The 26,599-nt window shown below is 63.4% G+C and carries 31 protein-coding genes; 26 read left to right on the top strand and 5 right to left on the bottom strand.

All coding sequences use genetic code 11. The features are described 5' to 3' along the window. Positions 1 to 31 precede the first annotated feature (31 nt). From EIP75_RS18270 to EIP75_RS18215, 12 genes are all read left to right on the top strand, one after another. A complete protein-coding gene (locus EIP75_RS18270) occupies positions 32 to 1,051 on the top strand; it encodes an alpha/beta fold hydrolase (RefSeq protein WP_125244720.1) in 1,020 nt (339 codons plus the stop codon). A gap of 979 nt (positions 1,052 to 2,030) precedes the next feature. Further along, positions 2,031 to 2,489 carry a hypothetical protein gene (locus EIP75_RS18265; RefSeq protein WP_125244719.1) on the top strand — a complete coding sequence of 153 codons (459 nt, stop codon included), beginning with the start codon at positions 2,031 to 2,033 and terminating at the stop codon, positions 2,487 to 2,489. A 560-nt stretch (positions 2,490 to 3,049) separates the two neighbouring features. After that, entirely contained in the window at positions 3,050 to 3,676 is a 627-nt protein-coding gene (locus EIP75_RS18260) for a hypothetical protein (protein ID WP_125244718.1), read from the top strand. Between the two features lie 131 nt (positions 3,677 to 3,807). After that, the gene (locus EIP75_RS18255; RefSeq protein ID WP_125244717.1) at positions 3,808 to 4,722 is read left to right on the top strand and encodes a hypothetical protein; all 915 of its coding nucleotides are present in this window, start codon (positions 3,808 to 3,810) and stop codon (positions 4,720 to 4,722) included. Between the two features lie 7 nt (positions 4,723 to 4,729). Next, entirely contained in the window at positions 4,730 to 5,314 is a 585-nt protein-coding gene (locus EIP75_RS18250; protein WP_125244716.1) for a hypothetical protein, read from the top strand. Between the two features lie 26 nt (positions 5,315 to 5,340). Next, positions 5,341 to 5,931, top strand: a complete 591-nt coding sequence (locus EIP75_RS18245) for a hypothetical protein (protein WP_125244715.1) — start codon at positions 5,341 to 5,343, stop codon at positions 5,929 to 5,931. A gap of 36 nt (positions 5,932 to 5,967) precedes the next feature. Then, positions 5,968 to 6,609 carry a glutathione S-transferase gene (locus EIP75_RS18240; RefSeq protein ID WP_125244761.1) on the top strand — a complete coding sequence of 214 codons (642 nt, stop codon included), beginning with the start codon at positions 5,968 to 5,970 and terminating at the stop codon, positions 6,607 to 6,609. A gap of 53 nt (positions 6,610 to 6,662) precedes the next feature. Beyond that, positions 6,663 to 7,175 carry a hypothetical protein gene (locus EIP75_RS18235; RefSeq protein WP_125244714.1) on the top strand — a complete coding sequence of 171 codons (513 nt, stop codon included), beginning with the start codon at positions 6,663 to 6,665 and terminating at the stop codon, positions 7,173 to 7,175. A 25-nt stretch (positions 7,176 to 7,200) separates the two neighbouring features. Then, entirely contained in the window at positions 7,201 to 7,980 is a 780-nt protein-coding gene (locus EIP75_RS18230) for a hypothetical protein (protein WP_125244713.1), read from the top strand. Between the two features lie 61 nt (positions 7,981 to 8,041). Continuing rightward, complete coding sequence (locus EIP75_RS18225; RefSeq protein WP_125244712.1) at positions 8,042 to 8,431, top strand: VOC family protein; 390 nt, start codon at positions 8,042 to 8,044, stop codon at positions 8,429 to 8,431. A 13-nt stretch (positions 8,432 to 8,444) separates the two neighbouring features. After that, positions 8,445 to 9,023, top strand: a complete 579-nt coding sequence (locus EIP75_RS18220; protein WP_158622902.1) for a pyridoxine/pyridoxamine 5'-phosphate oxidase — start codon at positions 8,445 to 8,447, stop codon at positions 9,021 to 9,023. 23 nt (positions 9,024 to 9,046) lie between these two features. Continuing rightward, entirely contained in the window at positions 9,047 to 9,226 is a 180-nt protein-coding gene (locus EIP75_RS18215) for a hypothetical protein (protein WP_125244710.1), read from the top strand. Positions 9,227 to 9,233: 7 nt separating this feature from the next. Here EIP75_RS18215 and EIP75_RS18210 read toward each other — a convergent pair whose 3' ends face one another. Next, on the bottom strand, positions 9,234 to 9,716 hold the full coding sequence (locus EIP75_RS18210) for a GNAT family N-acetyltransferase (RefSeq protein ID WP_125244709.1): 483 nt from the start codon (positions 9,714 to 9,716) through the stop codon (positions 9,234 to 9,236). A 59-nt stretch (positions 9,717 to 9,775) separates the two neighbouring features. Here EIP75_RS18210 and EIP75_RS18205 point away from each other — a divergent pair, with 59 nt between their 5' ends. From EIP75_RS18205 to EIP75_RS18155, 12 genes are all read left to right on the top strand, one after another. Then, the gene (locus EIP75_RS18205; RefSeq protein WP_125244708.1) at positions 9,776 to 10,030 is read left to right on the top strand and encodes a hypothetical protein; all 255 of its coding nucleotides are present in this window, start codon (positions 9,776 to 9,778) and stop codon (positions 10,028 to 10,030) included. A gap of 44 nt (positions 10,031 to 10,074) precedes the next feature. Further along, positions 10,075 to 10,683, top strand: coding sequence for a DUF1444 domain-containing protein (locus tag EIP75_RS18200; RefSeq protein WP_125244707.1), 609 nt, complete (start codon positions 10,075 to 10,077; stop codon positions 10,681 to 10,683). 4 nt (positions 10,684 to 10,687) lie between these two features. Beyond that, a complete protein-coding gene (locus EIP75_RS18195) occupies positions 10,688 to 11,257 on the top strand; it encodes a DNA-3-methyladenine glycosylase I (RefSeq protein WP_125244706.1) in 570 nt (189 codons plus the stop codon). 110 nt (positions 11,258 to 11,367) lie between these two features. Then, positions 11,368 to 11,994 carry a hypothetical protein gene (locus EIP75_RS18190; protein ID WP_125244705.1) on the top strand — a complete coding sequence of 209 codons (627 nt, stop codon included), beginning with the start codon at positions 11,368 to 11,370 and terminating at the stop codon, positions 11,992 to 11,994. A gap of 15 nt (positions 11,995 to 12,009) precedes the next feature. Beyond that, positions 12,010 to 12,621: a transglutaminase-like domain-containing protein gene (locus tag EIP75_RS18185; protein ID WP_199758647.1), complete on the top strand. Its 612-nt coding sequence runs from the start codon at positions 12,010 to 12,012 to the stop codon at positions 12,619 to 12,621. Between the two features lie 145 nt (positions 12,622 to 12,766). Continuing rightward, entirely contained in the window at positions 12,767 to 13,513 is a 747-nt protein-coding gene (locus EIP75_RS18180) for a hypothetical protein (RefSeq protein WP_125244704.1), read from the top strand. A gap of 202 nt (positions 13,514 to 13,715) precedes the next feature. Beyond that, entirely contained in the window at positions 13,716 to 14,345 is a 630-nt protein-coding gene (locus tag EIP75_RS24370; protein WP_199758646.1) for a hypothetical protein, read from the top strand. A 38-nt stretch (positions 14,346 to 14,383) separates the two neighbouring features. After that, on the top strand, positions 14,384 to 15,199 hold the full coding sequence (locus EIP75_RS24365; RefSeq protein ID WP_199758645.1) for an MBL fold metallo-hydrolase: 816 nt from the start codon (positions 14,384 to 14,386) through the stop codon (positions 15,197 to 15,199). 62 nt (positions 15,200 to 15,261) lie between these two features. Beyond that, on the top strand, positions 15,262 to 16,152 hold the full coding sequence (locus tag EIP75_RS18170; protein WP_125244703.1) for an RNA polymerase sigma-70 factor: 891 nt from the start codon (positions 15,262 to 15,264) through the stop codon (positions 16,150 to 16,152). 358 nt (positions 16,153 to 16,510) lie between these two features. Further along, on the top strand, positions 16,511 to 16,990 hold the full coding sequence (locus EIP75_RS18165; protein WP_125244759.1) for a carboxymuconolactone decarboxylase family protein: 480 nt from the start codon (positions 16,511 to 16,513) through the stop codon (positions 16,988 to 16,990). A gap of 39 nt (positions 16,991 to 17,029) precedes the next feature. After that, positions 17,030 to 17,788 (top strand): SDR family oxidoreductase, encoded by a 759-nt coding sequence (locus tag EIP75_RS18160; protein ID WP_125244702.1) that lies wholly within the window; start codon positions 17,030 to 17,032, stop codon positions 17,786 to 17,788. A 97-nt stretch (positions 17,789 to 17,885) separates the two neighbouring features. After that, entirely contained in the window at positions 17,886 to 18,698 is an 813-nt protein-coding gene (locus EIP75_RS18155) for a nitrilase-related carbon-nitrogen hydrolase (RefSeq protein WP_158622901.1), read from the top strand. Here the strand turns inward: EIP75_RS18155 and EIP75_RS18150 are convergent. Both EIP75_RS18150 and EIP75_RS18145 read right to left on the bottom strand, forming a co-directional pair. Then, complete coding sequence (locus tag EIP75_RS18150; protein WP_233584937.1) at positions 18,619 to 19,632, bottom strand: DUF2804 domain-containing protein; 1,014 nt, start codon at positions 19,630 to 19,632, stop codon at positions 18,619 to 18,621. The genes EIP75_RS18155 and EIP75_RS18150 overlap by 80 nt on opposite strands. Further along, a complete protein-coding gene (locus tag EIP75_RS18145) occupies positions 19,629 to 20,630 on the bottom strand; it encodes an AraC family transcriptional regulator (RefSeq protein WP_158622900.1) in 1,002 nt (333 codons plus the stop codon). The genes EIP75_RS18150 and EIP75_RS18145 overlap by 4 nt, the downstream gene beginning before the upstream one ends. Positions 20,631 to 20,819: 189 nt before the next feature. On the opposite strand from EIP75_RS18145, the gene EIP75_RS18140 reads away from it, so the two are divergent. Together EIP75_RS18140 and EIP75_RS18135 are read left to right on the top strand one after the other, a co-directional pair. Further along, entirely contained in the window at positions 20,820 to 21,809 is a 990-nt protein-coding gene (locus tag EIP75_RS18140) for a sterol desaturase family protein (protein WP_199758644.1), read from the top strand. Next, the gene (locus EIP75_RS18135) at positions 21,787 to 23,067 is read left to right on the top strand and encodes an RsmB/NOP family class I SAM-dependent RNA methyltransferase (protein WP_125244699.1); all 1,281 of its coding nucleotides are present in this window, start codon (positions 21,787 to 21,789) and stop codon (positions 23,065 to 23,067) included. Before EIP75_RS18140 ends, EIP75_RS18135 begins: the two co-directional genes overlap by 23 nt. An 82-nt stretch (positions 23,068 to 23,149) precedes the next feature. Here EIP75_RS18135 and epsE read toward each other — a convergent pair whose 3' ends face one another. After that, complete coding sequence (gene epsE / locus EIP75_RS18130; RefSeq protein WP_199758643.1) at positions 23,150 to 23,959, bottom strand: polysaccharide export protein EpsE; 810 nt, start codon at positions 23,957 to 23,959, stop codon at positions 23,150 to 23,152. A 138-nt stretch (positions 23,960 to 24,097) separates the two neighbouring features. Continuing rightward, the gene (locus EIP75_RS18125; RefSeq protein WP_125244698.1) at positions 24,098 to 26,491 is read right to left on the bottom strand and encodes a putative bifunctional diguanylate cyclase/phosphodiesterase; all 2,394 of its coding nucleotides are present in this window, start codon (positions 26,489 to 26,491) and stop codon (positions 24,098 to 24,100) included. Between the last annotated feature and the right edge of the window lie 108 nt (positions 26,492 to 26,599).

Raw genomic sequence — 26,599 nt, 5'->3', positions numbered from 1 at the left:
TCAGACCTTTTCCCGCAACAGGAGCCTCGCGATGAAAGACTACGACATCTACGAACTCGGCGACGTGGTGCTGCAAAGCCAGAAGACGCTGCGCAACTGCCAACTGGCCTACAAGACCTACGGCAAGCTCAACGAGGCCAAGGACAACGTGATCATCTACCCGACGTGGTACTCGGGCCAGCACTACGAGAACGAATGGCTGATCGGCCCGGGCATGGCGCTGGACCCGGAGGAGTACTTCATCATCATCCCCAACATGCTGGGCAATGGCCTGTCGACCTCCCCCAGCAACACGGCTGCGCCCTACAACGCCTCGCGCTTCCCGAACATCACGGCCTACGACAACGTGCGCGTGCAGCACCGCCTGGTAACCGAGAAATTCGGCATCACCAAGATCAAGCTGGTGACGGGCTGGTCGATGGGCGCGCTACAGACCTACCACTGGGGCTGCCTGTACCCCGACATGGTCGAGCGCATCCTGCCCTTCCAGGGATCGGCCAAGTGCTCGCGCCACAACTTCGTGTTCCTGGAAGGCGCCAAGGCGGCGCTGCAGGCCGACGCCGCCTTCAAGGACGGCTGGTACGGCGACACCAAGCCTGACAAAGGCCTGCGCGCCTTCGGCCGCGTGTATGCGGGCTGGGGTTTTTCGCAGACCTTCTACCGCCAGAAGCTGGACATCGACACCATGGGCTATGCCTCGCTGGAGGATTTTCTGGTGGGCTTCTGGGAAGGGCTGTTCCTGGAGCGCGATCCCAACAACCTGTTGACCATGTTGTGGACCTGGCAGAACGGCGACATCAGCAACAACGATGTGTTCAAGGGTGACCTGAAGGCTGCGCTGGGAGCCATCAAGGCCAAGGCCGTCGTGATGCCGGCATCTACAGATCTGTACTTTCCGCCGGAGGACAACGTGCTGGAGGTGGAGTGCATGCCGAACGCGGAACTGCGGGTGGTGGATACGGTGTGGGGGCACTTTGCGGGCGGGCCGGGGACCAGCCCTGCGGATATCAAGGTGCTGGATGAAGCGTTGAGGGAGTTGCTGGCGAGTTGAGGTTTGCCGACGGCAAGTACAGAGGATATCGAGTTGAAGAGGACTGTGCCTTGGCACGGTCCTCTTTTGTTTTGGGTGCGAACCTAGGGGGGAAAGGCTAGTTACAAGAAAGAATCTTTCATTTACATTGACACGATCAAAGCGGAGAAGACAACAGGGCACGATGGGGCAAGAAGCCCATGACGCAAGCCAAGAATGAAGCAGCCTTACGCCGCTGCCATTCTCACGATATTTCTATCGAAAGGCCCTGGACCGACCGATACGGCCTGGTGTTTGACAGCCAGGATCACCATAGCAAACTACCCAGTAGCCCGCTGTGCGCATTCATGACATCCGCGCCCCCAAAAAACCGCAAGACAGGACCATCACCATGGCTGAAAATACTTCCGCAGCAATCCTTGTAGCCGCAATTGGTGCCGCGGCCTCGATAGCCGCAGCGCTTATCAGCTCTGGGATCTTTGCAAAAGCTAGCGTAAAGGAGTCCGTCTAGGCGCTGAAAATCACGGAAGTAGATGTATGGGAAGACAGAAAACCCAATACGCCTTACACCTCGGATCGCGGCGGTATTGTGGTTGCTGTTGCAAATGCAAGCGTTGAACACAGACATGTCGCTATCACCGGGTTCATCGAGGGAGAGCTCATCGCTGCGGCTGCAGCGCAGGACAGCGATGTCGAACGAGTGCCCTCAATTCTTTCCAGCTCATTTGCCATGCCAGTTCCCAAAGGCAAGCCGTGGATCGTAAAGGTTCCTGAACCTCAAAACTCTCGCGTTCAAATCAAGTGGTTTACCACCCAGGCGAAGGTTACGACGTCGGAATAGAAAGCATCACCCGCCTCCCTTCACCCGCCGAACATGGCGGACTGAGGGAGCAATCGAAGGTATTACGCATCTTGCAAGGTCGGGTGAAAACCTCTTACCCAAGCCCAGGCCTCATGACGGCAGTTGAGCATATTCACCCTCGAACCACTGGAGGCACTCATGAGTAACGACCAATTGCATCAAGGCACCAGCAATGCTGACCTGGAAACGGGTAAAATTTTAGAGTCAACAACACCCGAACCCGAACCGCAGTGGTACAAGCAAAGTGGGCGCTTTTTTGGAAACCAGACAATAAACTACTGGGCATCAGCGATTTATATTGCGCTGGTTACTGCACCATTTGTCCTTTTTTTGCTTTATCAACAGGACTTCCTAGACAAAGTCAAATCAAATCCCGTACCCGCTTCGATCTGGGCAGTTGTGGCAACGTTGGCATACCCATCTTGGGCGTGGTTGGAGATGCAGGCGTTTGAGCCGTGGGTTCGAAAGCTGCCCGAAAAACAACGAGCTGTTGAAAGAGCGTTCTACAAAACAAACAATGATCTTGCAAAGAATTTCTGGTCTGCCTTGTTCGGGATTTATGCCACTGCAGGAATTCTTCTCGTTTTGAGACGTTGAGGCTTAACAATCAGCAAAACGTGGGAGATAAGTCATGGCGGCTCGCTTTTCGCGCAAGGCGCCTGGCGTGAAAATCCCGGCCGCAGAGAACTAAAGCTCGGCCCTCGCAGCGCACCAGCCCCACTCGCGGGGCTTTTTTCTTGGGCGTTCGCCAATTTGGCTCGGGGCGCAAGGTACGGAGCGTGGGGCGCAAGTCTGTGTGCTCGCGCCATGCTTTGGCCAGGCTTGCGCGCCAGTTCTTTTGCCTTGCGGCCCGAGTACACCGGCCTTGGCATTCGAGCCTCTCAGCCGTGGCCGCCGGGATCAACGCCTTGCGGCCCGCCTTCAGATGCTTGAGCGCATGAACAAAAGCTTCGCCGTGCAGAGTTCAAAGCCTTGCGCGCAAGGATGCAGTGCTTTGCAGGCCGCTCTTTGATCTCCAGCATGGCGTTTGACTTACAGTGACGACAACAACATCAAACCACGTCATCAGGGAGATGAGGGATGCACAGACCGCTAGCCAGGGCGCTCTCGCGTGGGCTCATCACATCAAGCCTGCGACACGCATAGCCGTGGGGTACTTGCTCACCGTCGTGATGCTGGCCCTGGCCATCGGGGCCTTGGGTCTCTTCTTCTGGATCGCCCACAGTTTGACCAAGGCCGTAGGTGACCTGGCGCATTGGGCCTACATGTTGGCCTTCAAGAAGCGCCCGCCGCGCGCACTGTCTATGGCGGGGCTGGGGGCCACATGGCTCGCGCTCGTCGTCGCGGCACCGATGCAGGGCTGTGACTACTATCAAGTGCGCCTCTACAAAGAAGCCATTCCGGCCAAGCTCCAGCTGGCTGACCTGATCTACCACGATGAGCAGTCTGACCTCCGGGAAGGCTGTGGTGAGGCGGTCTTCAGGCTGTCAGATGAGAGCCTGGCCAGCATCAAGCGGCAAGGGCTGGCCTATTTCAATGACGCCACCCTCGGCCGTGATGGCGCCCGCTATCACCAGTACGCCGCCTGGCAAACCTTGGCACACCAGCAGACACCTCAAGACCGACTGCTGCGAGGTGCCCATTGCATTGAGGATCTCCCAGCGATGTGGGATGACATCCAGAGGGCCGTAGCCCAGGGTGAAGGCTTCTTCACCACGGGGCAGGAGCAAGACTTGATCGTCATTCCCAAGCTGGGTGTCATCGTCTTCTCGCACAACGGCTGAAACGACGCATGCGTCATGCAGAAGTCGAGCAACATTCGTTAACATTCAGGCTTCGCTGATCAACCACAAAACACAGGGACTGATGGGAGCACCCGCTCGACGCGTTGCGGTGCGCTCCCATGACAACGCACATGAAGGCCAAACTCGCACTGCTTGCCCCCGTCCTCGCCGCTCTGCTGTCGGCCTGCGGCAACCTCCAGGGGCTCAAGGTGGCGGAAGTGCCCGCCACGCTGCGCTCGACCCCGGTGACCTTGAGCACGCAGCGCCCGCCCCAGCTGGTGTCGCCCGGCGCCATCGAGATCCCCGACCACTCCGTGTTCCTCAAGCAGACGGCTGGTGGCAGCGCGGCGCTTGGCATCCTGTTTGGCCCGATCGGGGGCTTGATCAACGGCGCCAACATTGAGCGCCTGAGCCAGGAGATGGCGCAGAACAGCCAGGGCTCCAGCCTGCTGCAGATCGATGCACTGGCCGAAGCCGCCGCCGCATGGGGCCAGCAACCGGTGCAGGCCGATCCCAAGACCCTGCAACTGCGCCCCTATGTGATCGTCTACCCCGATGACGGCCGCAAGACCGTCACCGTGATCAGTGGCACCTATGTGAGTTCGTCCCACCCCTTGCCCGAGGGCAAGCTGTGGAACGCCGATTACCACTACGTGCTGCCGGCGCCGCTGGGTTTCGACGTGCTGGACAAGCCCATGGCGCCGGAGAAGCTGGTCGCGTTCAAGAACGAACTGAAGGAAGGCTTCCGCCAGATCCGCGCCGAGATCGCGCGTGACCTCGCGCCTGAGCAACCGAGCCGGCGCGTAGCGATGATCTGGGCGGAGCCTCTCAAGTCCACCCTGCCGGGCTTCGCCGGCTTCAGCTACGGTGATGTCGAGACCGAGCCCTCAGGCAGGCTCGTGCTCAGAGGCAACATGGACAACTGGGGCGGCACCGTGGGTGCGGCATCCCGGGAGATGCCCCACCAGGTCTGGATTTTCGTGAACCCGGCGCAGTACCGCTTCGATGCGGAGCCGCAGGAGCGGGTGGCCAACAAGCAACCGTGAGCATTCCATGAAGTACCTATCCCGCCGGCTGTTCATCGCCGCGACCGCATCGGCCATGGCCGGTTGCGCAACAAACTCGTTCACCTCCGTGAGCCCAGCCCCTGCCGGCCTCTCGCTCAGGAACACCAAGGTCTACGCCTATTCGTTCCTCGATCTGCGTGATCCCGAATTCGGCCCATCGATGCTGGACGAGCTCGACAGGCAGCTCACCGCGGCGTTTGAGGCCTCGGCCGTCACGCTGAAGGTGCTTCGCTTTCGGGACAGCGAGATCGGGCGATCGTATGCCTTGACCAACGGCGGCATGGCCGTTCCCATCCGGCAGACGATTGAAAGCAATGCCTACCGTGAAAAGGCATTGGGGAACGATTACCGCATCGTCATCTTCCCTAGAAGGATCGCACCGGCCGGTGCCTGGAAGAACTACGAGATCCGCTGGGACCTCATCGACGTGAGGACCGATCGCGTCGTCTGGTCAAGCATTTCCGAGGGCAGGCACCTGACCCTGTGGAAAGCCGACGAGGAGCCTCACGAGCGGTCCAAGGTTATTGTCGACAGCGTGATCAAGGAAATGAAGAAAGGTGAATTGATATGAGCATGAACAGAAGAGCGTGGTGGACCTTGCTGGCCGTCATCCTGGCCGTGGGATTGAGCGCGTGCGCGTCCAAGCCCAGATTCAATGAATCCACTCCGATTTATTCCGGCACCCAGCCGGTCACATCGTTGTTCATCTACTCGTTCCTGGATGTCCGCGAGCAATCGCTTGGCAAGAACTTCCTACGCGAGCTGGAGCGCCAGTTGAAGGATGAGCTGAGCAGCCATGGCGTCCAGAGCCGCCAGCTGTCATCGCTGGATTCGCCCTACATGGCGAGCTTCAGCCTGGGCTCCACCCAGACGGGCTATCTGAGAACAGGCATCTCTGTGCCCGTGGCAGAGGTGATCCAGGACAATGCGAGCGTTGAATCAGCGTCTGGTGCCAGCCATCGGCTCGTCATGTTTCCCAAACTGATCCATCGATATGGCGATGGCCCGCCGATCTACGAAGTCAACTGGGATCTCATCGACTTGCGAACCGGCCGGCTCAACTGGTCCGTCACGTCGTCCACCATGCACGGGGTGTGGCTCCACAATGACGAGAAGCCTGTGGAGCGCGCTCAATTGATGGTGCAAGGCATCATCGAGCAGATGAAAATCGGGCGCGTGCTGAAGTAGGCGGGCGCCTTCAGAGCCAACTGCAAGGACACCATGATGAAACTCATCGGCATGCTCGATTCGCCCTACGTGCGCCGCGTGGCGATCTCGCTGGATCTGTTGGGCGTGCCATTCGAGCACGAATCAGTCTCCGTCTTCAGCACCTTCGAGCGCTTCCAGGCCATCAACCCCGTGGTGAAGGCGCCCACGCTGATCGCCGACGACGGCACGGTGCTGATGGATTCGTCATTGATCCTGCAGTACGTGGAGGCAGCGCACACGAGCGGTCGCTCGCTGTGGTCAACCGACCCAGCCACATTGCTCGCGGAGTTCCGGGCCGTAGGCTTGGCGTTGGCGGCCTGCGAGAAGAGCGTGCAGATGGTCTACGAGCGCCAGCTGCGCCCGGCGGCCGCGCAGCACGAACCCTGGGTGCAACGCGTCCGGGGCCAATTGCTGGCAGCCTATGCCGCTCTGGAAGACCAAGTGAAACAGCGGCCCGCGCTGTTCAAAGGCAAGCACAGCCAAGCAGTGATCAGCGCCGCCGTGGCCTGGCAGTTCACGCAGTCCATGCTCGCGCATGAGGTGGATGCGAGCCACCACCCTGCTCTGGCGGCACTGTCTGCACGGCTGGAGCAAGAATCCGAGTTCCTCAAGTACCCGCCAGACGGGCCTGGCGTGCCGGCGGCCAGTGCTGCTTGAGCCCTGGCACATTCATCATCCCATTGATCCGATAGAACCCACAAGCCCTCGACATGAACCTCAACGCACTCGCCGCTGCGATCCTTATCAGCACCCTTGCGCCTACACTGGCCATCGCCCAGGAAGCCCCCGCTTCAAACGCCCAGGCCACCTCTGCCTCTCAAGCAGAGCCGTCCACAAGCCCATCTGCAGCGAGCACCGGCAACAGCGCCAGCAAAGTCGTACCCAACATCACCGTTCGCTGGGATTGCGGCAATTGTGAGGAGAACGCCAAGGTCGCCCCGTTGATCGAAAAGACCTACCAGGCAGAAGCACTCGCCAAGGGGCACACCGTGTCCGCCACAGAGACCGTGCAGGTCTCCATCAAGGAATACCACCAGCGCCACCCCGCCGCGCGATCGCTGTTCGGCGCTTTCTCGGGCAAGGACAAGCTGGCCACCAAGCTGAGCTTTCGCGGCAAGGACTACAGCGCTGAGGACTATTCGGCCAATGCGTTCCAGGGCATGAACAGCCTGTGTGAATCCATCGCGCGACAAACGCTGGCGCAGGTCATCACCGCCCAGTGATGCCCGGGCATCTCCTGAGTGAGCCGTGAAGCAGCAGATCAAGCCCTTCCAGGTGGTGCTGTACGGGCTCTTCATGGTGGTCATGTTGCCCTTGGCGTACCTGTTGCTCAGCACGATGCACACGGCGGTGCGGGACATCTTCCTGCCGGTGCCGCCGATATGGGCGTTGGAAGAGAAGACCGTGCCGCTCATCCAGTTGCACGGGTGCCAGCGCGTAGGGCGGTCGAAGCATGCCGTCATCGCGCGCATCCAGGATGGCGCACGCCAGCGGGATGTACACCTGCCGTGCTTTCCCGTGATGTACGACGAGCTGCCGGGGAAACCGGCGACCTTGAGGCTGCTGGAAGAGCCCCGCATCCCGTTCTACCTGCGCTCGGGCAGCACAAGGATGGTGTTCATCGACGGTGAGGAGCGTTATGTGGAAGACACGTCATCGCGCCGCGCTTTCGCGCTGTGGATGAGCGCTCTGGCGGCGGTCGTCCTGCCCATCGGATGGCAGGTTCTCAAATCGGCCGCGGCCTACCAGCGCGCGCTGCTCGCAGGCTTGCGGCAAGCGTTCGACGAGGCCTACCTGGGGCTGCGCGTGCCGGCCACGGTGGAGGGCCCCGTTTTCTCCGGCAAGGACGCCACCGTCATCCACGACAGGGAATTCCTCGACAAGCACCAGAACTACACCAGGACCGTGTACGCCCGCAACCACGCCGGCGAGTATTTCAAGTACCGCTTCGATGGTACCAAGGGTGTGCTGACGCACCTGCCCCGAAGCATCGCCAAGCTGGCGCTGAAAGACAAGTTCGTCGAATGACACAGGTGGGGTGATTCATCAAGGCTACGATCACCAGATCCGTCGACTCCAGGAGTTCGCCATGCCCCACCCTGCCTACAAGCCCCAGCAGTACACCTCCGTAGCACCCTACTTGGTCATCGACGGCGCTGCGGCCACCCTTGATTTCCTGGTGAAGGTGTTCGATGCAGAGCGCCTGCGCATCGTGCCGGGTGACAACGGCCGGCTCAGGCACGCCGAGGTGCGCATCGACGACACGGTGCTGATGCTGGCCGATTCGCTGGAGGGCTGGGGCGCCGTGCCTGCGCATGTGCACATCTACGTGCCCGATGTGGACGAGACCTACCGCCGCGCCATCGAGGCCGGCGCCACCGCCGTGCAGGAGCCTGTCAAGAAGGATGATGAAGACAAGCGGGGCGGCTTCCGGGATGCAGGTGGCACCACATGGTGGGTCGGTACACAAGTGGCATGAAAGACTGACACCCATGTCCAAACCCATCGATCTCTTCAAAGAGATCTGGCACCAGGCCAAACGCGAAGGCACGCTGAAGCACCGCAACGCCGTGTGCGTGTCGACCGTGGATGCAGACGGCTACCCCAACGCCCGCTTCGTCGACCTGAAAGAGGCCGAGGACACCGGTTTCGTCTTCTGCACGCACCTGGGCTCCGGCAAGGCGCACGACATCGCGCGCAACCCCAAGGCCGCCATCACGCTGTGGTGGGAGCACGTGGCCAGGCAGATCCGGATCAAGGGCCTGTGCGAGCCACTGCTTCCGCAAGAGGCCGATGCGCATTGGGCCAGCCGACTGAGGGATGCCCAGATCGCCACCGTCACGTTCAGCCAGAGCTGTGCGCTCGACAGCCTTGAGTCGCTGGAAGGCACGTATGCAAGGGCTGTGGCCGGTTTCGGTGAGGCCGACATCCCCCGCCCCGACGACTGGGGCGGCTTCAGGCTGCGGCCTGAGTACATCGAGTTCCTTGAGTTCAAGGAAAACCGCCTGCACCGCCGGACGGCCCATGCAATGGTGGATGGGCAATGGCACCAGCGCTTTCTGCAGCCCTGAAGCGCAGCGCCCTACGCTCACACATGCACATCAACCCGGACCACTTTCTGCAGACCGATACCGGCCGGGTCGTGACGCCCGAGCGCAACCGTGGGCGGCCGCCAGACGAAATCGTTGATGAACAGGCCATCCGCAACGTCTTCGCCGCGATGGAACCGCCGGGCCTGGACGAAGGCTTCGCTCAGGTCATCGAGGTAGCCTGAGCCAGTCTCACAGCTTCTTCTGCCAGAACAGCGCGCGCCCCATCCGCGGATCGAGCTGGTAACCCTCGAACCCCGCACGGCGGTAGGCGGTCTGCGCCACGGTGTTGCCCTCCAGCACCTCCAGGGTGATCTTGCAGCAGCCACGCTCGCGGGCGATGCGCTCCACCTCGGCCAGCAACTGCTTGCTTACACCGGTGCCGCGGTGCGCCGGCGCCACGACGATGTCGTGCAGGTTCAGCAGAGGCTCGCACGCGAAGGTGGAAAACCCCTCCATGCAGATTGCCAGCCCGGCGGGCTCCTCGCCCACATAGGCCAGCACCACATGCACACCCGGTCGCTTGCGCAGCTCTGGCACCAGGTTGCGCCGCACATGGTCGGGCAGTGCTTGCCCGCCGCCCATCTCGTCGCGTGCGTAAATATCTAGCAGCGCCACGACGGCATCGGCGTGCTCAGGATGGCCCAGGTCGGCCTGGATGATCTCGGTCCACATGCCCGTATTGTCCAACGGCGCCGGGCGAAACGCAGCGCCTGCTGATCTACCATTGGCGCATGAGCACAAAACACACCCTCTGGCAGGCCCGCTGGGACCTGGACCAGATGGCCAACCTCGCCACCCACGACTCCGGCCTGCGCGTGCGGCTGGAAGACGGCCAGGGCGTGGCCGAGAACGCCGACGAGATCGCCCTGACACTGGCGCCCGTACACGGCGACCACAACGCCAAGGCCATGGTGCAGCGGCTGGTTCGCGAGGGCGCTCAGTTGCTCATCGACCCATTTTCCAGAGGCTGGCGGGGAGGATCATGAGGTGGCACGCGACGGCGTGCGCAGCCGCGTTGAGCATGGCAGGCATGGCCGCATGGGCCTGTGAGTTGCCCAAGGGCGTCGATCCATCCCAGATCGTGCCCACCGTCTGGAAGCGTGCGGCCGCTGCAGCGCAGTTCGCCCCGAAGGGCGGCAAGGTCACCCCCACCCAGGACATCAACGAAGAGCTGACCGCCGTCTTCGCAGAGAACAAGAAAAGCGTCCTGTCGTACTTCCGGGTGCCTGCCAGCCAGGCCGCCTGCTGGAAGGAGCGGGGCACGCTGGCACGCCATCTTTCCGTCATGGTCCGGCAGATCCAGGCGATCAACACCACACAGTCTCCCGAAGGGGTCATGACGGTCGACGCAGGTGGCCAGTTCGACTCGGGCCTGATCCTGGCCCATCCGATCCTGGTCAGGGCATCGGGATGGAGCGTAGAACCACTGGCCGTGGGCATTCCGGCGCGAGATCAGCTTCTTGTCGCCGACCCGAGGCAAGCGCAGGCCATCGGGCACCTCAAGGAGATGGTGGCCAAGGCCTATCGCGAGCGGCATAACGCCATTTCCGACCAGGTATTTCTGGTCTCGAGCTGCCAGATCAGCGTGCTCAAGGACAGCCTGCCTGTCAGCGAGCAGGGTCACGCCTGCACGCACTGACACGATGACATCGACGCGAGAGCCCACCCACCGCTGCAGCTGGGCCCAACGTGACCCGCAGATGCGGGCCTACCACGACACCGAATGGGGCGTGCCCATCCATGACGCGCGCCTGCTGTGGGAAACCTTGATGCTCGAAGGCTTCCAGGCGGGCTTGTCCTGGCAGGTGATCCTGCGCAAGCGAGAGGCCTTTCGTAATGCCTTCGAGGGGTTCGACCCCGCGAAAGTAGCAGCCTTCGGGCCAGACGATGTCGATCGCCTGATGGGCAACGCGGGCATCGTGCGGGCACGGGCCAAGATCGAAGCCACCATCAAAGGCGCCCAGATCTACCTGGACATGCAGGCCCGTGGCGAAGACTTCACCTCCTTTTGCTGGTCGTTCACCCAGGGCCAGGTGATTCACAGTGAGCAGCATGACACCGAGACGGCCCTGTCGGCCACGATCTCGAAAGAGCTCAAGCTGCGCGGCTTCAAGTTCGTCGGGCCCACCATCGTGTACGCGTGGATGCAGGCCGTCGGCATCGTCAACGATCATGCGGCCGAATGTTTCCGGCGAGCGGAGATCGCCTCGTGACGCGCCGGTGCGACAAGCTGGCTTACATTTGAGGCACAAAAACACGCTGCATCGACGGGGACAGACTGCTGTTCATGGCCCGGCGATGGCAACCAACTCACGGCCTTGACATGAAAAAACCAACGTTGATCTTCGCAGCCGCGCTGCTCACCTTGTTGGCCGGTTGCGCCACCGAGCCGCCGAAGCCGTTTTTCACCGTCTCACAGGTTCAGCAAGTAGCCCCGCCACCACCAGATCAAGCGCAGCTTGTCTTGCTGGAGCCGATCAATTCCATCCAGGGCATGATTCCCGTTGGCATATTTTCGGTCAAGGACGACACGGCCAGCCTCATTGCCACAACGGGCGCTCGCAGCAAAGCGGTCATCAACCTGCCGCCGGGGCGCCATATGCTGATGGCCAACCAAGGCATGGGAGTGGCCCACTTTCTCGATGCCAACGTGGAAGCCGGAAAGCGCTATTACGTGCTGGTGCGCTTCATCTATGCCAACGGATTCCAGCTCAGGCCCATCCGCCTCACGGACGAATCCGACTATTCGGTGAAGAACAAGAACTTCCCCCTTTGGCTCCAGGACACGAACCTGGTCACCAGCACCGAGGAAAGCAGCTTGTACTTCAGCAAGTACAAGGAAAACGTCGACAAGGGACAAGCCTCAGGATGGAAAAACTGGCTGGCCAAAACCCCAAGCGAACGGGCGGAGCTGACACTGAACCCGCAAGATGCCATCAAGGACTATTGAATCGGCGGACCAGCCATGGACATGAAGTCCTATCTGTCAGCCAGCGCGTACATCGACTTCGACCATCCTGGCGTTGCCGCAGAAGCGAAGGCGTTGGCCCGTGGCGCCCACTCTGAACTGGCGCTGGTGCAGCGCTGTTTCGAGTTCGTCCGCGACGAGATCAGGCACAGCCACGACTTCAAGCTGAACCCGGTCACCTGCAAGGCCTCTGACGTGCTCTGGTACGCCACCGGCTACTGCTACGCCAAGAGCCACCTGCTTGCCGCCTTGCTGCGTGCCAATGGCATCCCCACGGGTCTGTGCTATCAGCGCCTGCCGGTCAACGACGATGGAGCGCCCTACTGCCTGCACGGCCTCAACGCGGTTTACCTGCAGCAGTTCGGCTGGTACCGCATCGACGCGCGAGGCAACAAGCCGGGTGTGCAAGCAGCATTCACACCGCCGGTTGAAGCACTGGCTTTTGCCATCAACGAGCCCTTGGCGCGTGACCTGCCGGAGATCTGGGCCGAGCCGCTACCTTGCGTGGTGGAGGTGCTGGAGCGGTACCAGGACGTCGATGACGTCCTGCGCCATCTGCCGGACGTGCCACTCCTCGACCCGCCAGCGGCCCTCCGGCACAAGCGCTGACGCGCTGCCACATATCCATCTGGAAATTCCGGCAGTGATACTGTGAGCCGTTTGGTCAGTGCAACCACCCGTGCGACAAGGCGGGTGATTTAGCTACAGTTCAGCAAGGTGCTACGCACCGAACGATGTCAATCGGGGGCCGCTCATGAAAGAAATACTGGGATTTCGAACGGACCTTGCCCAACTGCTGCTCATCGCACTGCCGTTGGCATCCGTTCACCACGCCCGAGCGGCCACGGACAGGTACTACGTAGGCGAATTCGGCGGGTCTCTCTATCTGCCTTGGACCCTGGACGGTTCGATCGTGGTCACACCCGGTGCATCAGGTGCCACTGCTCATTTCACCGGGCCGCGCGGCGGAGGCTTGATCCGCACCAGTGAACTGGCCATTGCCGCCAAATCATTCGACTTCCTTGTCGACGGAAGCTTCTCTTACGCGCCAGCGATTGTCACGGACAACCAGATCCATCAAGCCTTCACCAGCGACGTGTCGTTCTCGATGCAACTTCTTGATACGCCGTGGGCACCGTCGGATCAGTTGCTGAGCGGTGTGATCGTAGGAGGCAGCATCACAGGCCAGTTGGGAAGCACCACCAACATCCAGATTTCGCTCGAGATCGAGAACCTGACATCCAGCGTCATTGCTCTGGCGACCGACACGACCACCATCACCTGGACGGGGTATTCCCTCAAGGCACTGTCGACCACCTGCTTCACTGTGGGTGGGCAGTGCGCATTCTCGGACACCTACCTTGGCTCGCTCTCGTTGGGCAGCCTGACCTGGTCGCTGCCCAGTAGCGCCCTGGCCTCTGCCATACCGGAGCCGCAGATCGCTTGGACGTTCGGCTTAGGGCTGGCGTTGCTGGCAATCAGAAAAATCTGCGCCCAGTGAGGAAAGTCATCTGGTGGTGATTTTGTTGAGGCTGGCCGATTGGTAGCTGCTGATTGGCCAAGCGCCTGCGCAGCGAGGCTCGGGGATCGGTGAACATGAGCTCATGAGTTGATGACATCCACCGCATATGCATCTGAAAATTCATCGCTTGGCCTGAGCCAAACGCCTTCCTACAGTGCAGCCACCATCACAGGAGGCCCTCATGCACCGTTCGATTCGCTCGCTCAGCCGCACCCTGACCACATCCGTCGCACTTCCGCTGGCCTTGTCTGCCGTGGCGTTGGCCGCGCAGGCCGCCTCGCTTGAGACAGCGGCCCAGTCACTGGGCGTTGCGCAGGTGCAGTCGCTGGAGTTCTCGGGCAGTGGCCGCTGGTTCCAGTTCGGCCAGGCCCCTGCGCCTGGGCAGGCCTGGCCTCAGTTCGACGTGAGCCGCTACGTGGCCAGCGTCGATTACGCCGCGCCTGCTGCGCGCGTACAGATCAATCGACTGCAGACCATCGACCCGAACCGCGTGCGCCCCGTGCCCGTGGAGCAGAAGGTGGACCAATACGTGAGCGGTGCGCAGGCCTGGAACGTGGGCGTGGCCCCGGCCGCCGCCAATGCCACTGCGCAACCTGCCGCCGTAGAGGAGCGCAGCGCCGAGATCTGGTCCACCCCACAGGGCTTCCTGAAGGCGGCGCTGGCCAACAAGGCGTCATCCAAGCCGGCCAATGGCGGCGCGGAGGTCAGCTTCAACGCCGGAAAGTACCGCTACGTGGGCTGGATCACGACCAGGACCGTGTCGAGCGCGTACGCACCTGGATCGACAACCCCATCCTGGGCGATACCCTGATCGAGACACGCTTCGAGGGCTACAAGGACTTCAGCGGCGTGACCTTCCCGGCCCGCATCGTGCGGAGCCTGGGCGGCCACCCGGTGCTCGACATCAACGTGGCCGACGTGAAGGCCAACGGTGTGCCCGCCATCAAGGTGCCCGACAACGTCGCGGCCGGAGCGCCAGCCATCACCGTGACCGTCAACAAGCTGGCCGAGGGCGTGCTCTACCTGACCGGCGGTACGCACCACAGTGTGGCCATCGAACAGAAAGACCATGTCGTGCTGGTCGAGGCGCCGCAGAGCGAGGCGCGCGCCCAGGCTGTGATCGACAAGGTCAAGGAAGTCATCCCGGGAAAGCCCATCAAGTATCTGGTCAACTCGCACGCCCACTTTGACCACTCGGGCGGCCTGCGCACCCTGGTGGCCGAAGGCGCCACCGTTGTCACGCACCAAGGCAATGTGGACTACTACAAGAAGGCCTGGGCGGCCCCTCGCACCCTCAACAAGGACCGCCTGGCACAGGCCCCCAAGGCGGCAAAGTTCGAAGCATTCACCGGCAAGCACGTGCTGAGCGATGGCAAGCGGCAGATCGAGGTCTACCCCTTGGCCGGCAATACCCACAACGACGCCTTCGCGCTGGTGTACCTGCCGGCCGAGAAGATCCTGATCGAGGGGGACGCCTACACGCCACTGGCCGCCAATGCCAAGCCGCCTGCCACGCCCAACCCCTACGCGGTCAATCTGCAGGAGAACATCGAGAAGCTCAAGCTGGATGTGGAGCACATCGCGGCCCTGCATGGCCCCGGCGTGGTCAAGCTGGCCGACCTGAAGGCCTACAACACGCCCTCGGCCGTGGTCGGTAGCCGCTGAACGTCTGGCCGGGGCGCCCGCCCCTGTCACAAAACGGGCAGTTCGAACGTATAAGGGTCACCATGGACGACAAGACCCTGACCTTCAACCGCCTGCGCCCCCGGCTGCAAGGCATCGCCTATCGCATGCTGGGCTCGCTGGCCGAGGCCGAAGAGGTGGTGCAGGATGCCTGGCTGCGCTGGCATGAAGCCGATGCCATGGCATCCGACCACAGCGAAGCCTGGCTGGTAACGGTGTCCACGCGCCTTGCCATCGACAGGCTGCGCTCTGCCAAGGTCCAGCGGGAGCACTACACCGGTTTCTGGCTGCCCGAGCCTCAGTTGATGGCGCCGCCCAGTTCACCTGAGCAGATGCTCGAACGTGCCGACGATGTGTCGGTGGCGTTTCTGCGGGTGCTTGAACGCCTCGCCCCCGAGGCCCGTGCGGCCTTTCTGCTGCGCGAGGTGTTCGATGCCGATTACAGCGACCTGGCCGAGGTGCTGGGCAAGAGCGAGGTGGCCTGCCGCCAGTTGGTGAGCCGCGCCAAGACGCAGCTGCAGGATGATCGCCCGCGCTACTTGGTGACCCACGAGACACACCACCGCCTGCTCAGCGATTTTGCGCAGGCCATGACACGCGGGGATTTCGCCAGCCTGCGCTCGCTGCTGGCCGAGGATGCCCAACTGATCGGTGATGGCGGTGGACGCGTGCCGAGCTTCCCTTACCCGCTGCTGGGGGCACAGCGCATCGCCCAGCTGTTCTACGCAGCGTTGCTCAAGCATGGCGCCAAGGTGCGCATCGAGGTGGTCGGCATCAATGGCCATTGGGGTCTGCTGCGCTTCATCGATGGCGTGCTGGAATCGGCCCAGGCCTACGAAACCGATGGCCAGCGCATCACGCGCATCCTGGTGCAGCGCAACCCCGCCAAACTGTCGCGGCTGGCCGCCATTCTGGGCAGCCCGGTCTCCGACTGACGGCCATTCGGGGCACGCCCCAGCGGGTGTGTCACAAAACGGGTGGCCGGCACGTATAGAGGGTATGGACGCCCTCGATCACCCCTCATCACCCGGCTCAGCGCTGGCGTGCGCCGACGAGGCCACTGCCGCGCTGCTCCAGTGGCTGGAGTGCATAACGCCTGAAGAACGCACCGCCTTCATCCTCGGCGGCCTGTTCTCGGTAGGCGATGACGAGCTGGCCAGGCTGACGGGCTGGCGCCTTGATCAATGCCGGGCCTACATCCAGCAGGCCCGTGCGCAGTTGCGCACGCCTGCGCCGACATCCGCTTTCGTTACCTGCGCCCCGCAGGCGCTCAACCACCCCGAAGGAGCCACCATGAGCCAACGCCTCAACTACATGCAGCAATCGCCCCAGCTGTTCAAGAAGCTGATCGAGTTCAGCACCCAGGTCAAGGCCAGCGGCATCGAAGAGGCCATCCATGACCTGGTCAACATCCGCGCATCGCAGCTCAATGGCTGCGCTTTCTGCCTGGACATGCACATCAAGCAGGCCCACATCCGCGGCGAGCGTGACCTGCGCCTGCACCACATCGCCATCTGGCGCGAATCGCCCCTGTTCGAGCCGCGTGAACGGGCTGCTCTGGCCTGGACCGAACTGCTGACCCGCATCCCCGAGCATGGCGTGGCAGATGCCGACTACGAACAAGTGCGCGCCCAGTTCAGCGAGAAGGAACTGTCTGACCTGACCTTCCACGTGATGGCCATCAACGCCTGGAACCGCGTCAACGTGGCCTTCCAGACGGTGCCCGGCATCCACGACAAGGCCTTTGGGCTGGAAAAGGCCGACCTGTCCTGATCGAGCCTCCCGTCTATCAACCGATACTGAGAACACACCATGAAGATCGTCGTCATCGGAGGCACCGGCCTCATCGGTACCCAACTCGTCAATGCCTTGCGCGCACAAGGACATGAGGCCCTCGCAGCCTCGCCCAACACAGGCGTCAACACCATCACCGGCGAGGGCCTGGCCCAGGCGCTCGCCGGTGCTCAGGTGGTGGTGGATGTGGCCAACTCACCTTCTTTCGAGGACCAGGCTGTGATGGCCTTCTTCGAGACCTCTGGGCGCAACCTTCTGGCGGCCGAAACGCAAGCAGGCGTGGCACACCATGTCGCATTGTCGGTGGTGGGAACGGAGCGCCTGCAGGACAGCGGTTACTTCCGCGCCAAGCTGGCGCAGGAGGCGCTGATCAGGTCCTCATTGGTGCCTTACACCATCGTGCGTGCCACGCAGTTCTTCGAGTTCATGGGCACCATCGCGGGGTCTGCGGCAAGGAACGGCTCGGTGCACCTGTCGCCTGCGCACATGCAGCCCATTGCCTCGGCCGATGTCGCCGAACTGCTGGCCGCGGTGGCCTTGGCCAAGCCATTGAATGGACTGGTGGAGTTGGCTGGTCCGAAGCGCCTGGGCATGGCGGCATTCGTGCAGCAGTACCTTGCTGCCACGGGCGACACGCGCCAGGTGGTGGAAGATGCAGCGGCGCCTTACTTCGGCACCGTGCTGGATGACGGGTCGCTCACGCCGGGTGATGCGCCGCGGCTGGGCGCAAGAACATTCGAGTCCTGGCTGGTGGCGCAAGCCCAGCACGCCGCCTGACGCCACGGGCACGCCTGCCTACGTCAATCGACGTATTGCCGCTGGCGCCCACGCCGCCGATCCTGTGGACCATCGAGAGAGCCGCAGGAGACAGGCCGTGCCCCAGAACGACACACCGGCCAGCGACGATGCCGTTGGCGTCGCGGTCGTGAACTACAAGATGCCCCGGCTTCGTACCCGGGCCGAGGTACTGGCCAACGCGAACAAGATCCGCCAGATGATCGAAGGGCTGAAGCTGGGCCTGCCCGGCCTGGACCTGGTGATCTTTCCGGCGTACAGCACTCATGGCCTGCCGCAAGGTGATGGCCATGACGACGATGCCATGCTGAACACGGTGGGCAGCATCCCCGGCAACGAGACCGCCGTGCTGGCGCGTGCCTGCAGAAACGCGCAGGTGTGGGGCGTGTTCTCGCTCGGCTGCCCCGCCGAGCACACGCTGGTACTGATGGATGACCAGGGCGACATCGTGCAGGCCCACCGAGGCACGGACTGTGACATGCCCAGCGTTTGCGCTGGGCCCAAGGGCATGACAGTGTCCCTGTCGGATGGCCATTCGGCCAGCGCCGCAGAACTGATCGTGGGGTGCCCCGTCGAGTCCACCGCACTGCCAGCTCCACAGGCGCTGGCCCTGGCACACCACAGCTACGTGGCGGTGGCCAACGCGGCGGGCTTCGACGGCGTGCGCTGCCACTTCGGGCGCTCAGCCGTGATCGGGTTCGATGGCCACACCTTGGGCGAGTGCGGCGAGGAGGACTACGGCATCCAGTTCGTGCAACTCAGCAAACGGCTGATCCGCGAAGCCCGCGGGCAAGCGGTGCCGCCCCAGGGCATCACCAGCGCGAGCTGTGGTCCTCGGTCACACCCAGCAAGTCGTGCACCGGCCGAGGCGCCGCACCATCCGAGGCCCTGACATAGCCGCTGAAGGTGCCGACGGGCTGCACATAGCGGCTGGCCACCAGGCCCAGGTTGCGCTGCTCTCCACGAGCGCCCTCGGGCTGGAAGTCCAGGTCCAGCAGCCCATCGTCTGTGCGCACGCGCCATGGAGCCAGTGGATCGGCCGCATCGAAATCAAAACGTGCCGCACCCAGCGGGATCAGTTGGCCGTCCAGCCACAGGGCGTTCTCGTGCGCACCGAAATACCCGGCCTGCAGGTTGAAGCCCAGCCCGGGACGGTGCGCACAGGCCCATTGCCAGGCAGTGCAATGCGCCAGCAGGCCGTGCGAGCTGTCCAGGCTGGCCACGGCATTCGCCAGATCGAAACGCTGACCACCCGCCTGGGCCCAGCCTTGCACGGGCAAGGCAGAAGTCTTCTGCGTAGCGTGGGCCAGGCCATCGCCCGCCTCTCCGATCGGGCCTATAGCCAGCAGCAAAGGCGGCGCATCGGACAGAGACACGGTGGCCTCCAAGGCCAGGCCGGGCACTGCCACATGCACATGCAGGCTGTCTGATCTGGCATCGTGCTGCCAGCTCAGACGCGCGCCTGGCCCCCTGAAATGGACACGACTGCCCGTCACCGGTGCGTCTGACACGGCTCCCGACCAACCCTTGATCCCATCCTGGGACCAGTCCGCAAGCAGCGTGCGTGAACCACGCTCAAACAAGTAGGCAAAGGCTGTGCAGCCCCAACCCAGGTCCACGATGGCCAAGCCGACAAACAGGTGTTGAGAACCGATGCCCAGGTACTGCCAGCGCTTGTGCCGTAGCGTGCGCCACCAGAATGGCCGGCGGTCGGCCGCGGCCAGTCCGCCCCAATCCAACCGAGCGATGCGCCCCTCGTAGCGCCCCGTGGCCGCCGTGCCGTCGGGCAACAGCACCGATGAAGGCGCACGGGCCAGCAGGCTCACGGGCTTACCTGATTCTTGTTGGCCAAGGCCTGCTTGCGCCACTGTGCCGGCGCCAGCCCGGTCCATTGACGAAAGGCACGGGTGAAGGCGCTCTGCTCCGAGAAGCCCAGCAGCAAGGCGATCTCGGCCAGGTCCAGGCCATGCTGCCGCATGTAGCCTTCAGCCAGATGCTGACGTGTGTCGTCGAGCAGGCGTTGGAAGCCCAGCCCTTGCTCGGCCAAGCGGCGTTGCAAGCTGCGCGGGCTGAGGTGGTGGGCGCGAGCCAGATCGACCAGGGCAGGCCGCCCCTCGCGGATCAACACCACCAAGGTGCGGCGCCAGGCCTCCACCTCGGCCGGCACCGATGCCACGCGGGCCAGCAGCGCCTCGGCCTGCTGGTCCATCAAGGCCAGCAGGGCAGGGTCGGATTTGCGCAATGGCAGCACCAGGTGCTCGGCCGCCAACACCAAGCGCGTGACCTGTGCGCCGAACCGCACCAGGCCACCGAAAAAATCCTCGTAGGGGCGCACGTCATCGGGCCGCGGGTTGACAAAGCTGACCTCCATCACCGGCCAGACATGACCCGTCATGTCCCGCGCCAGTTGCACCAGGGAGGCGATGGCGGTTTCGTCCACCAGCGGGCCGGGCTTGCCACGCGAGACACCCCATTCGATGCTGATGCCCTCTGGCAGGTGGCGCACCACAGCCGGGTTCACGTCATACACGGACGCGTGATAGCGCTCCAGCCGCAGCAAGGCCTCACCCAGCGTGGCACAGGCCAATGCGGCATAACCCACCACGCCGAAGTGCCGAGGGCTGATGCCCGCGGCAACACGCAAGCCCAATCCCGGTCGGCCTTCCAGATCCTGCACACGTGTGAGCATGCCCTGCCAGGCACTCAGCGGCACGAAATGCTGGTCTGCCGGAGGCAGTGGGCCGAGCAGACGCTCGGCATCGACGTCCTGCGCCTGCAGGTAGTCGTAGAGCAGGCGGACATACGTCGCGGCAACGCGGGACACGGGCTCAGCCATGACGGGGGGGCATTCAGACGTGAGATGACAACGGGGCGCGGAACATGATGACGCTTGTGACGATCCGTGACCATCAGGAGTTTTCGCGGGGGTGCGAGGACCACATTGGCGCGATGCGTCAAGAATTGGGCAGGCATCGTCAAGCCGCAAAACACGTCTTCACGCACCATGAGTGCCATGGATGCAAGCCCCCTTCACACTGTGCCCCCCACCTTGCTGCTGAGCACCTGGCTGCCACAGGTGGCGGTGCAAGCCCTGCCCGCCTGGTTGGCCCACCTGGATCTGCGCGACGCCCTTTTGCTGCTGTTGACTCCGCTGTTCATGAGCGTGGTGGCCTTGGAATGGTGGCGATTTCACAAGGTGAGAAACGCAGGGGTCTACGACCTGAAGGATTCGCTGGCCAGCATGAACCTGGGTGGCGCCTACATGCTGCTGGACGTCGTGATCGTGGTGTTTGCCGTGATACCGGCGATGGACTGGGTCTACACGCACCGCTGGCAGACCGTCGAGATCACGCCATGGACTTTCGCGGCCTTGTACCTGGGCGTGGAGTTCTGCTACTACTGGTTCCACCGCGCCAGCCACCGCATCCGCTGGTTCTGGTGCGCGCACGTGGTGCACCACGGCTCCGAGCACATGAACTTCACCACCGCCATGCGCCAGAGTTGGCTGTACAGCTTCGCAGGCAACTGGCTGTTCTACACGCCCATGGTGTGGCTGGGATTCGAGCCCCGCTGGGTGCTGTGCGCGCTGTCGCTGAACCTGGGCTACCAGTTCTTCGTGCACACGCAGTGGGTGGGCAAGCTGCCCCGGCCCATCGAGTTCATCTTCAACACGCCTTCGCACCACCGGGCGCACCACGGGCGCAACCCGGTGTACATCGACCGCAACTATGGCGGCACCCTCATCGTGTTCGACCGTCTGTTCGGCACCTTCGTCGAAGAGCGGGAAGCGGTGGATTACGGCCTGGTGCGCCAGCCCAAGAGCAACAATGCGCTGTGGCTGACCGTGCACGAATGGGTCGACATGATCCGCGACATCGCCCGCCCCGGCCCCTGGCACCAACGGCTGAAACACCTGTGGGCCCCCCCTGAATGGGAACGCGACCAACCCGGGAGCGGCGCCACGCGGGATAATCCTGCCCATGTACCCCAAAGAACTTCTTGACCTGACCGGCGGCCTGCTGCGTGAGGTCCTCAAGCTCGACGCCCCGGCCGACAGCATCGTTTCCTACTTTTTCCGCAAGAACAAGGCCCTGGGCCAGCGCGAACGACACGCCCTGGCCGAGACGGCCTACGCTGTGCTGCGCCAGAAGCTGCTCTACCAGCACCTGGCCCAATCCGGCCACGGCCCGATGGACCGGCGCCTCACGCTGCTGGCGTGGCAAGGCCTGCCCCATGTGCTCAAGATGGGTGCCACTGTGGACGAACTGGCCTGGCTGGACCGGATCGCCAAGATCGACCGCAGCACCCTGCCCGACAAGCTGCGCCACAACCTGCCCGACTGGATCGCCAACCGCCTGCGCGACCAGTTCGGCAAGGATGAAGAAGGCACAGCCCAGTTCTGGGCCCTGATCGATACCATGTCCGCGGGCGCGCCGCTCGATCTGCGCGTCAACGCTGTCAAGGCCAAGCGCGAGGCCGTGCTGGCTGCCTTGGCCGAGGCCGGCATCGAAGCCACCGTCACGCCCTTCTCTCCCTGGGGCATCCGCATCGATGGCAAACCACCGCTGCAGAAACTGCCGCTGTACACCGGCGGCGATGTCGAGGTGCAGGATGAGGGCAGCCAGTTGCTGGCCTTGCTGACTGGCGCCAAGCGCGGTGAGATGGTGGTGGATTTCTGCGCCGGCGCTGGCGGCAAGACCCTGGCCCTGGGCGGGATGATGCGCAACACAGGGCGCCTGTACGCCTTCGATGTGTCCGGCCACCGGCTGGAGGCGCTCAAACCGCGCCTGGCGCGCAGCGGCCTGTCGAATGTGTACTCCACGCAGATCGCCCATGAACGCGACGAGCGCATCAAGCGCTTGAGCGGCAAGATCGACCGCGTGCTGGTGGATGCGCCCTGCTCCGGCCTGGGCACCCTGCGCCGCAATCCCGATCTGAAGTGGCGCCAGAGCCCCAAGGCCATCGACGAACTGCAGGTCAAGCAGCAAGCCATCCTGGCCAGCGCCCAGCGCCTGCTCAAGCCGGGCGGCCGCCTGGTCTATGCCACCTGCAGCCTGCTGACCGACGAGAACGAGCAGATCGCCGCGGCTTTCAGCGAGCAGTTCCCGGATCTGGTGCCTGTGAACGCCCGCCAGGTGCTGGAGCAGGCTGGCGTGGAGCGCGCTGGCGAGCTGACCACGCCGCTGGGGCACCTGCGCTTGTGGCCCAACCGCCATGCCACGGACGGCTTCTACGCTGCCGCCTGGGAAAAGAAGGCCTGAGCGCTCTCGGAGCAAGCTGGCCCAAGAAAAAAGCCCGGCGCCTTGCGGCCCGGGCTTTTTCAATGCTGAACCGATCAGGCGATCAGAACAGGCTTTCCTTCACGTAGACGACGTCATCCTTCTGGAGGGTGTCGTTCATGCCGGGCTGCACGATCTTGATGGAGCCATCGGGCTGGCGACGGTGCACCTTGATACCCTTGTCGGTACCGCGCAGGGTCAGGCCACTGGCGGCTGCCAGGGCCTGGGTCACGGTCATGTCGCGCTCCAGGCGGACCGTGCCAGGGCGTTGCACTTCACCGTAGACGTAGATCATGGGCACACGGTCCACATAAACCGTGTCGCCGTTCTGCAGGATGATGTCCTCAGCCGGGTTGGCGGGGGCGAACACCATCGGGAAATCCACCTCCTTGCGGAAAGGCTGGCCGTTGCGGGTGCCGGTCACGATGACCGAATCCGAGCCAGACCCAACCATGATGCCGCCACCGTTGGCCAGGGCTTCGCTCAGACGGGTGTTGGTGGTTTCAAGCGGATAGCGGCCAGGACGGTTCACAGCGCCCAGCACCGAGACCTGGTTGCCTTTGACGATGGCCACCAGAATCGACACTTGCGGCTGTTTCAGAAAATTACCTTCGCGCAGGCCGTCGGCGATCTTCTTTTCAGCGGCGGAGACCGAAAGCCCGCCCAACTTGATGTTGCCGAGCAAGGGGTAAGAGATCACTCCGCTTTCAGAAATACGCGTCTCCAGCGTCAGGTCCACGTTCTGATAAACCGAAATCTTGATGACGTCGCCTACGCCCAGCACGTAGTCGTTCGCAGGCGCGGCCTGGGCCGCCATCGTTGCCATCAGCATCCAGGCCATCAGGGCCCGAACCACATTGCGCATCCACTTCATACGAAAGATCCTCGCATCATCTAGAAACTGTTGATCTCCGCCCCGAGGCTGTCATGCCGCGCGGCCGGTCTGTCGACTGGCAATGTACCACCGCACCATGGCTCACGAGGGCACATTCAGCGCCCATACCACCCCCGATCAGGCGGGCGTCAGGACGTCGGCGCTGCGGGCCAGATAAGGCATGACCTGGCCTGCCGGCATCGGCCGGGAGATCAGGAAGCCCTGCACATCGTCGCAGCCCAGGGCGCGCAGCATCACCATCTGCTCCTTGGTCTCGACGCCCTCGGCCGTGGTGTCCAGGCGCAGGGCCTTGGCCAGGCGGATGATGGCCGTGACCACGGCCTGGGCATCCTGGTCGCTGTCCAGCGAGCGCACGAACATGCCGTCGATCTTGAGCTTGTCCATCGGGAAGCGGCGCAGGTAGGCCAGCGAGGAATAGCCTGTGCCGAAGTCATCCAAGGCCACGCGGATGCCGCGGCTGCGCAGGGCCATCAAGGTGGCCTGGGCGCCCTCGTGGTCCTCGATCAGCGCCGATTCGGTCACTTCCAACTCCAGCCGGTCAGGCGGCAGGCCACTGTCGGCCAGGGCCATGTCGACGACGTCGACCACGGACGAGCTGCGGAACTGCACCGCCGAGAGGTTGACCGACACCCGCAGATGGGCAGGCCAGTGCACGGCATCCCGGCAGGCCTGGCGCAGCACCCAGGTACCCAGAGGCACGATCTGGCCCGTCTCCTCGGCCACGGGGATGAACTCGCCGGGGCCGATCAGGCCGCGCTCGGAGTGCTGCCAGCGCACCAGGGCCTCGAAACCGATCACCTCGCGGGTGAGCAGGTGGTACTGGGGCTGGTAATGCACCGCAAACTGCTCCTTGGCCAGCGCCACGCCCAATTCATGCTGAAGGCGCACGCGGGCACGGGCGTTCTCGGCCATGGCCGTGTCGAAGAAGCGGTAGGTGTTGCGCCCGCCCGCCTTGGCGGCATACAGGGCCAGGTCGGCGCACTTGAGCAGGGACTCTGGATCGGAGCCATCGCGTGGCGCCAGCGCGATGCCGATGCTGGCCCGCACTTCCACACGCACGTCTTGGAGTTGATAGGGCTCGCCCAGGGCCTCCAGCATGTGGCGGCACAGGGTGTCCACCGCCAGCGGATCGGTATGGGTCCACAGCAGCAGAGCAAACTCGTCGCCCCCCAGGCGGGCCAGAACCGTGCCGTCGCGCACCATGCCCCGCAGGCGATCACCGACACACCGCAGCAACTGGTCGCCCACGGCATGACCGAGTGAATCGTTGATGTTCTTGAAGTTGTCCAGATCCAGGAACAGCAAGGCGCAGTTGGGTGCCTGTCCCTCACCGAGTTCGTTCAGCCGGGACAACTCGCGCCCGAAGCGGTAACGGTTGGCCAGGCCGGTCAGCGCGTCCACGTTGGCCAGGCGGGCCAGTTCATCGCGGGCACGCCGCGCCTCGGTGATGTCGGAGCCCACGCCACGCCAGCCTGCAGGTGCGCCGCGCTCGTCCACCAACGGCTTGGCCGTGAGCGACCACCAGCGCTGCTCGCCCCCCACCATCACGGGCATCTCGAGATCGCGGAAGGCCTGCCACTGCGTCATGCAGCCCTTCAGGCGGGCATGGGCCTCCAGGGCTTCGGGCAAATCAGCCGGCAGACGCGCTTCCAGCAGGTCCAGGAAGGACACCTGGGCCAGGGACCCCGGGCGCAGCGCGAGCGCCTGTGCCTGGCGGGCAGACACATGGCGCAACTGCCCATGGACGCCCGTTTCCCACAGCCAGTCGCTGGCGTGCTCTTCGAAATCGCGCAGCAGCAGGTCAATCAGTTGGGTCTGGCGCTCGGTTTCTGCCTCCGCACGCAGGCGGCTCATGTAGACCCGCGCGCTGGCGACCACCATGGCCATGATGGTGCCGGCGTACACCACGAGCAGGCTCAGCAGCGCCACCTGGGTGGCGTAATGCGACATCACCAGCGCCAGCATCGAGCCCAGCGCCATGATGGCGACATAGGCACACGCCGCACGCACATGAGCGGACAGGATGAAGCCGCCCGCGCACAGCATGCCCACCGTGACCGTGCCCAGCAGCATTTCGCCGGAATGGTCAGCAGAAGGGAACACGGTGACAGGCACGACCATCCAGATGGCGGCATACATGGCCACCTGCACCGTGAGCGTGCGCATGGCGCGCGGGGATGCCGTGACGCGCCCCTGGGCACTGCGCCGCAGGAAGGTACCCCACCACACCTGGGCCACGCCCAGGCCCAGCACCACCACCGCAGACCACAAGGCCAGCCACAAGGTGCCGATGTGGCCCCAGAACGTGGCGGCGATGGCCACGGTGTTGACCACGTTGCCCAGGATCACGAGCGGGAAAAGGCGACGCACCGCCGTGATCTGCATCGCGCGGAAATGAGCGGCCTGCGGGCCATCGATGGATTCGTGTGCGGTGACGGCGTTGCGAGCGGCTTCCCATCGTGGGCGCCAGCGCACCGACCAGTTCTCCCGCAGGAGATGGAGCAAGCTCATGAAATCTGGATACTGCTGTGTCCACTCATTGTCGGTGCCGTGCCGCGGCACTTGAGTTCTCGTGGACCCTAAGCACCCCTCAGGGCGGGGGGCCGCGTGCAAGCGTCA

The organism is Aquabacterium soli (assembly GCF_003933735.1).
Lineage (GTDB): Bacteria > Pseudomonadota > Gammaproteobacteria > Burkholderiales > Burkholderiaceae_C > Aquabacterium > Aquabacterium soli.
This window is presented reverse-complemented; position numbering and strand designations above follow the sequence as displayed.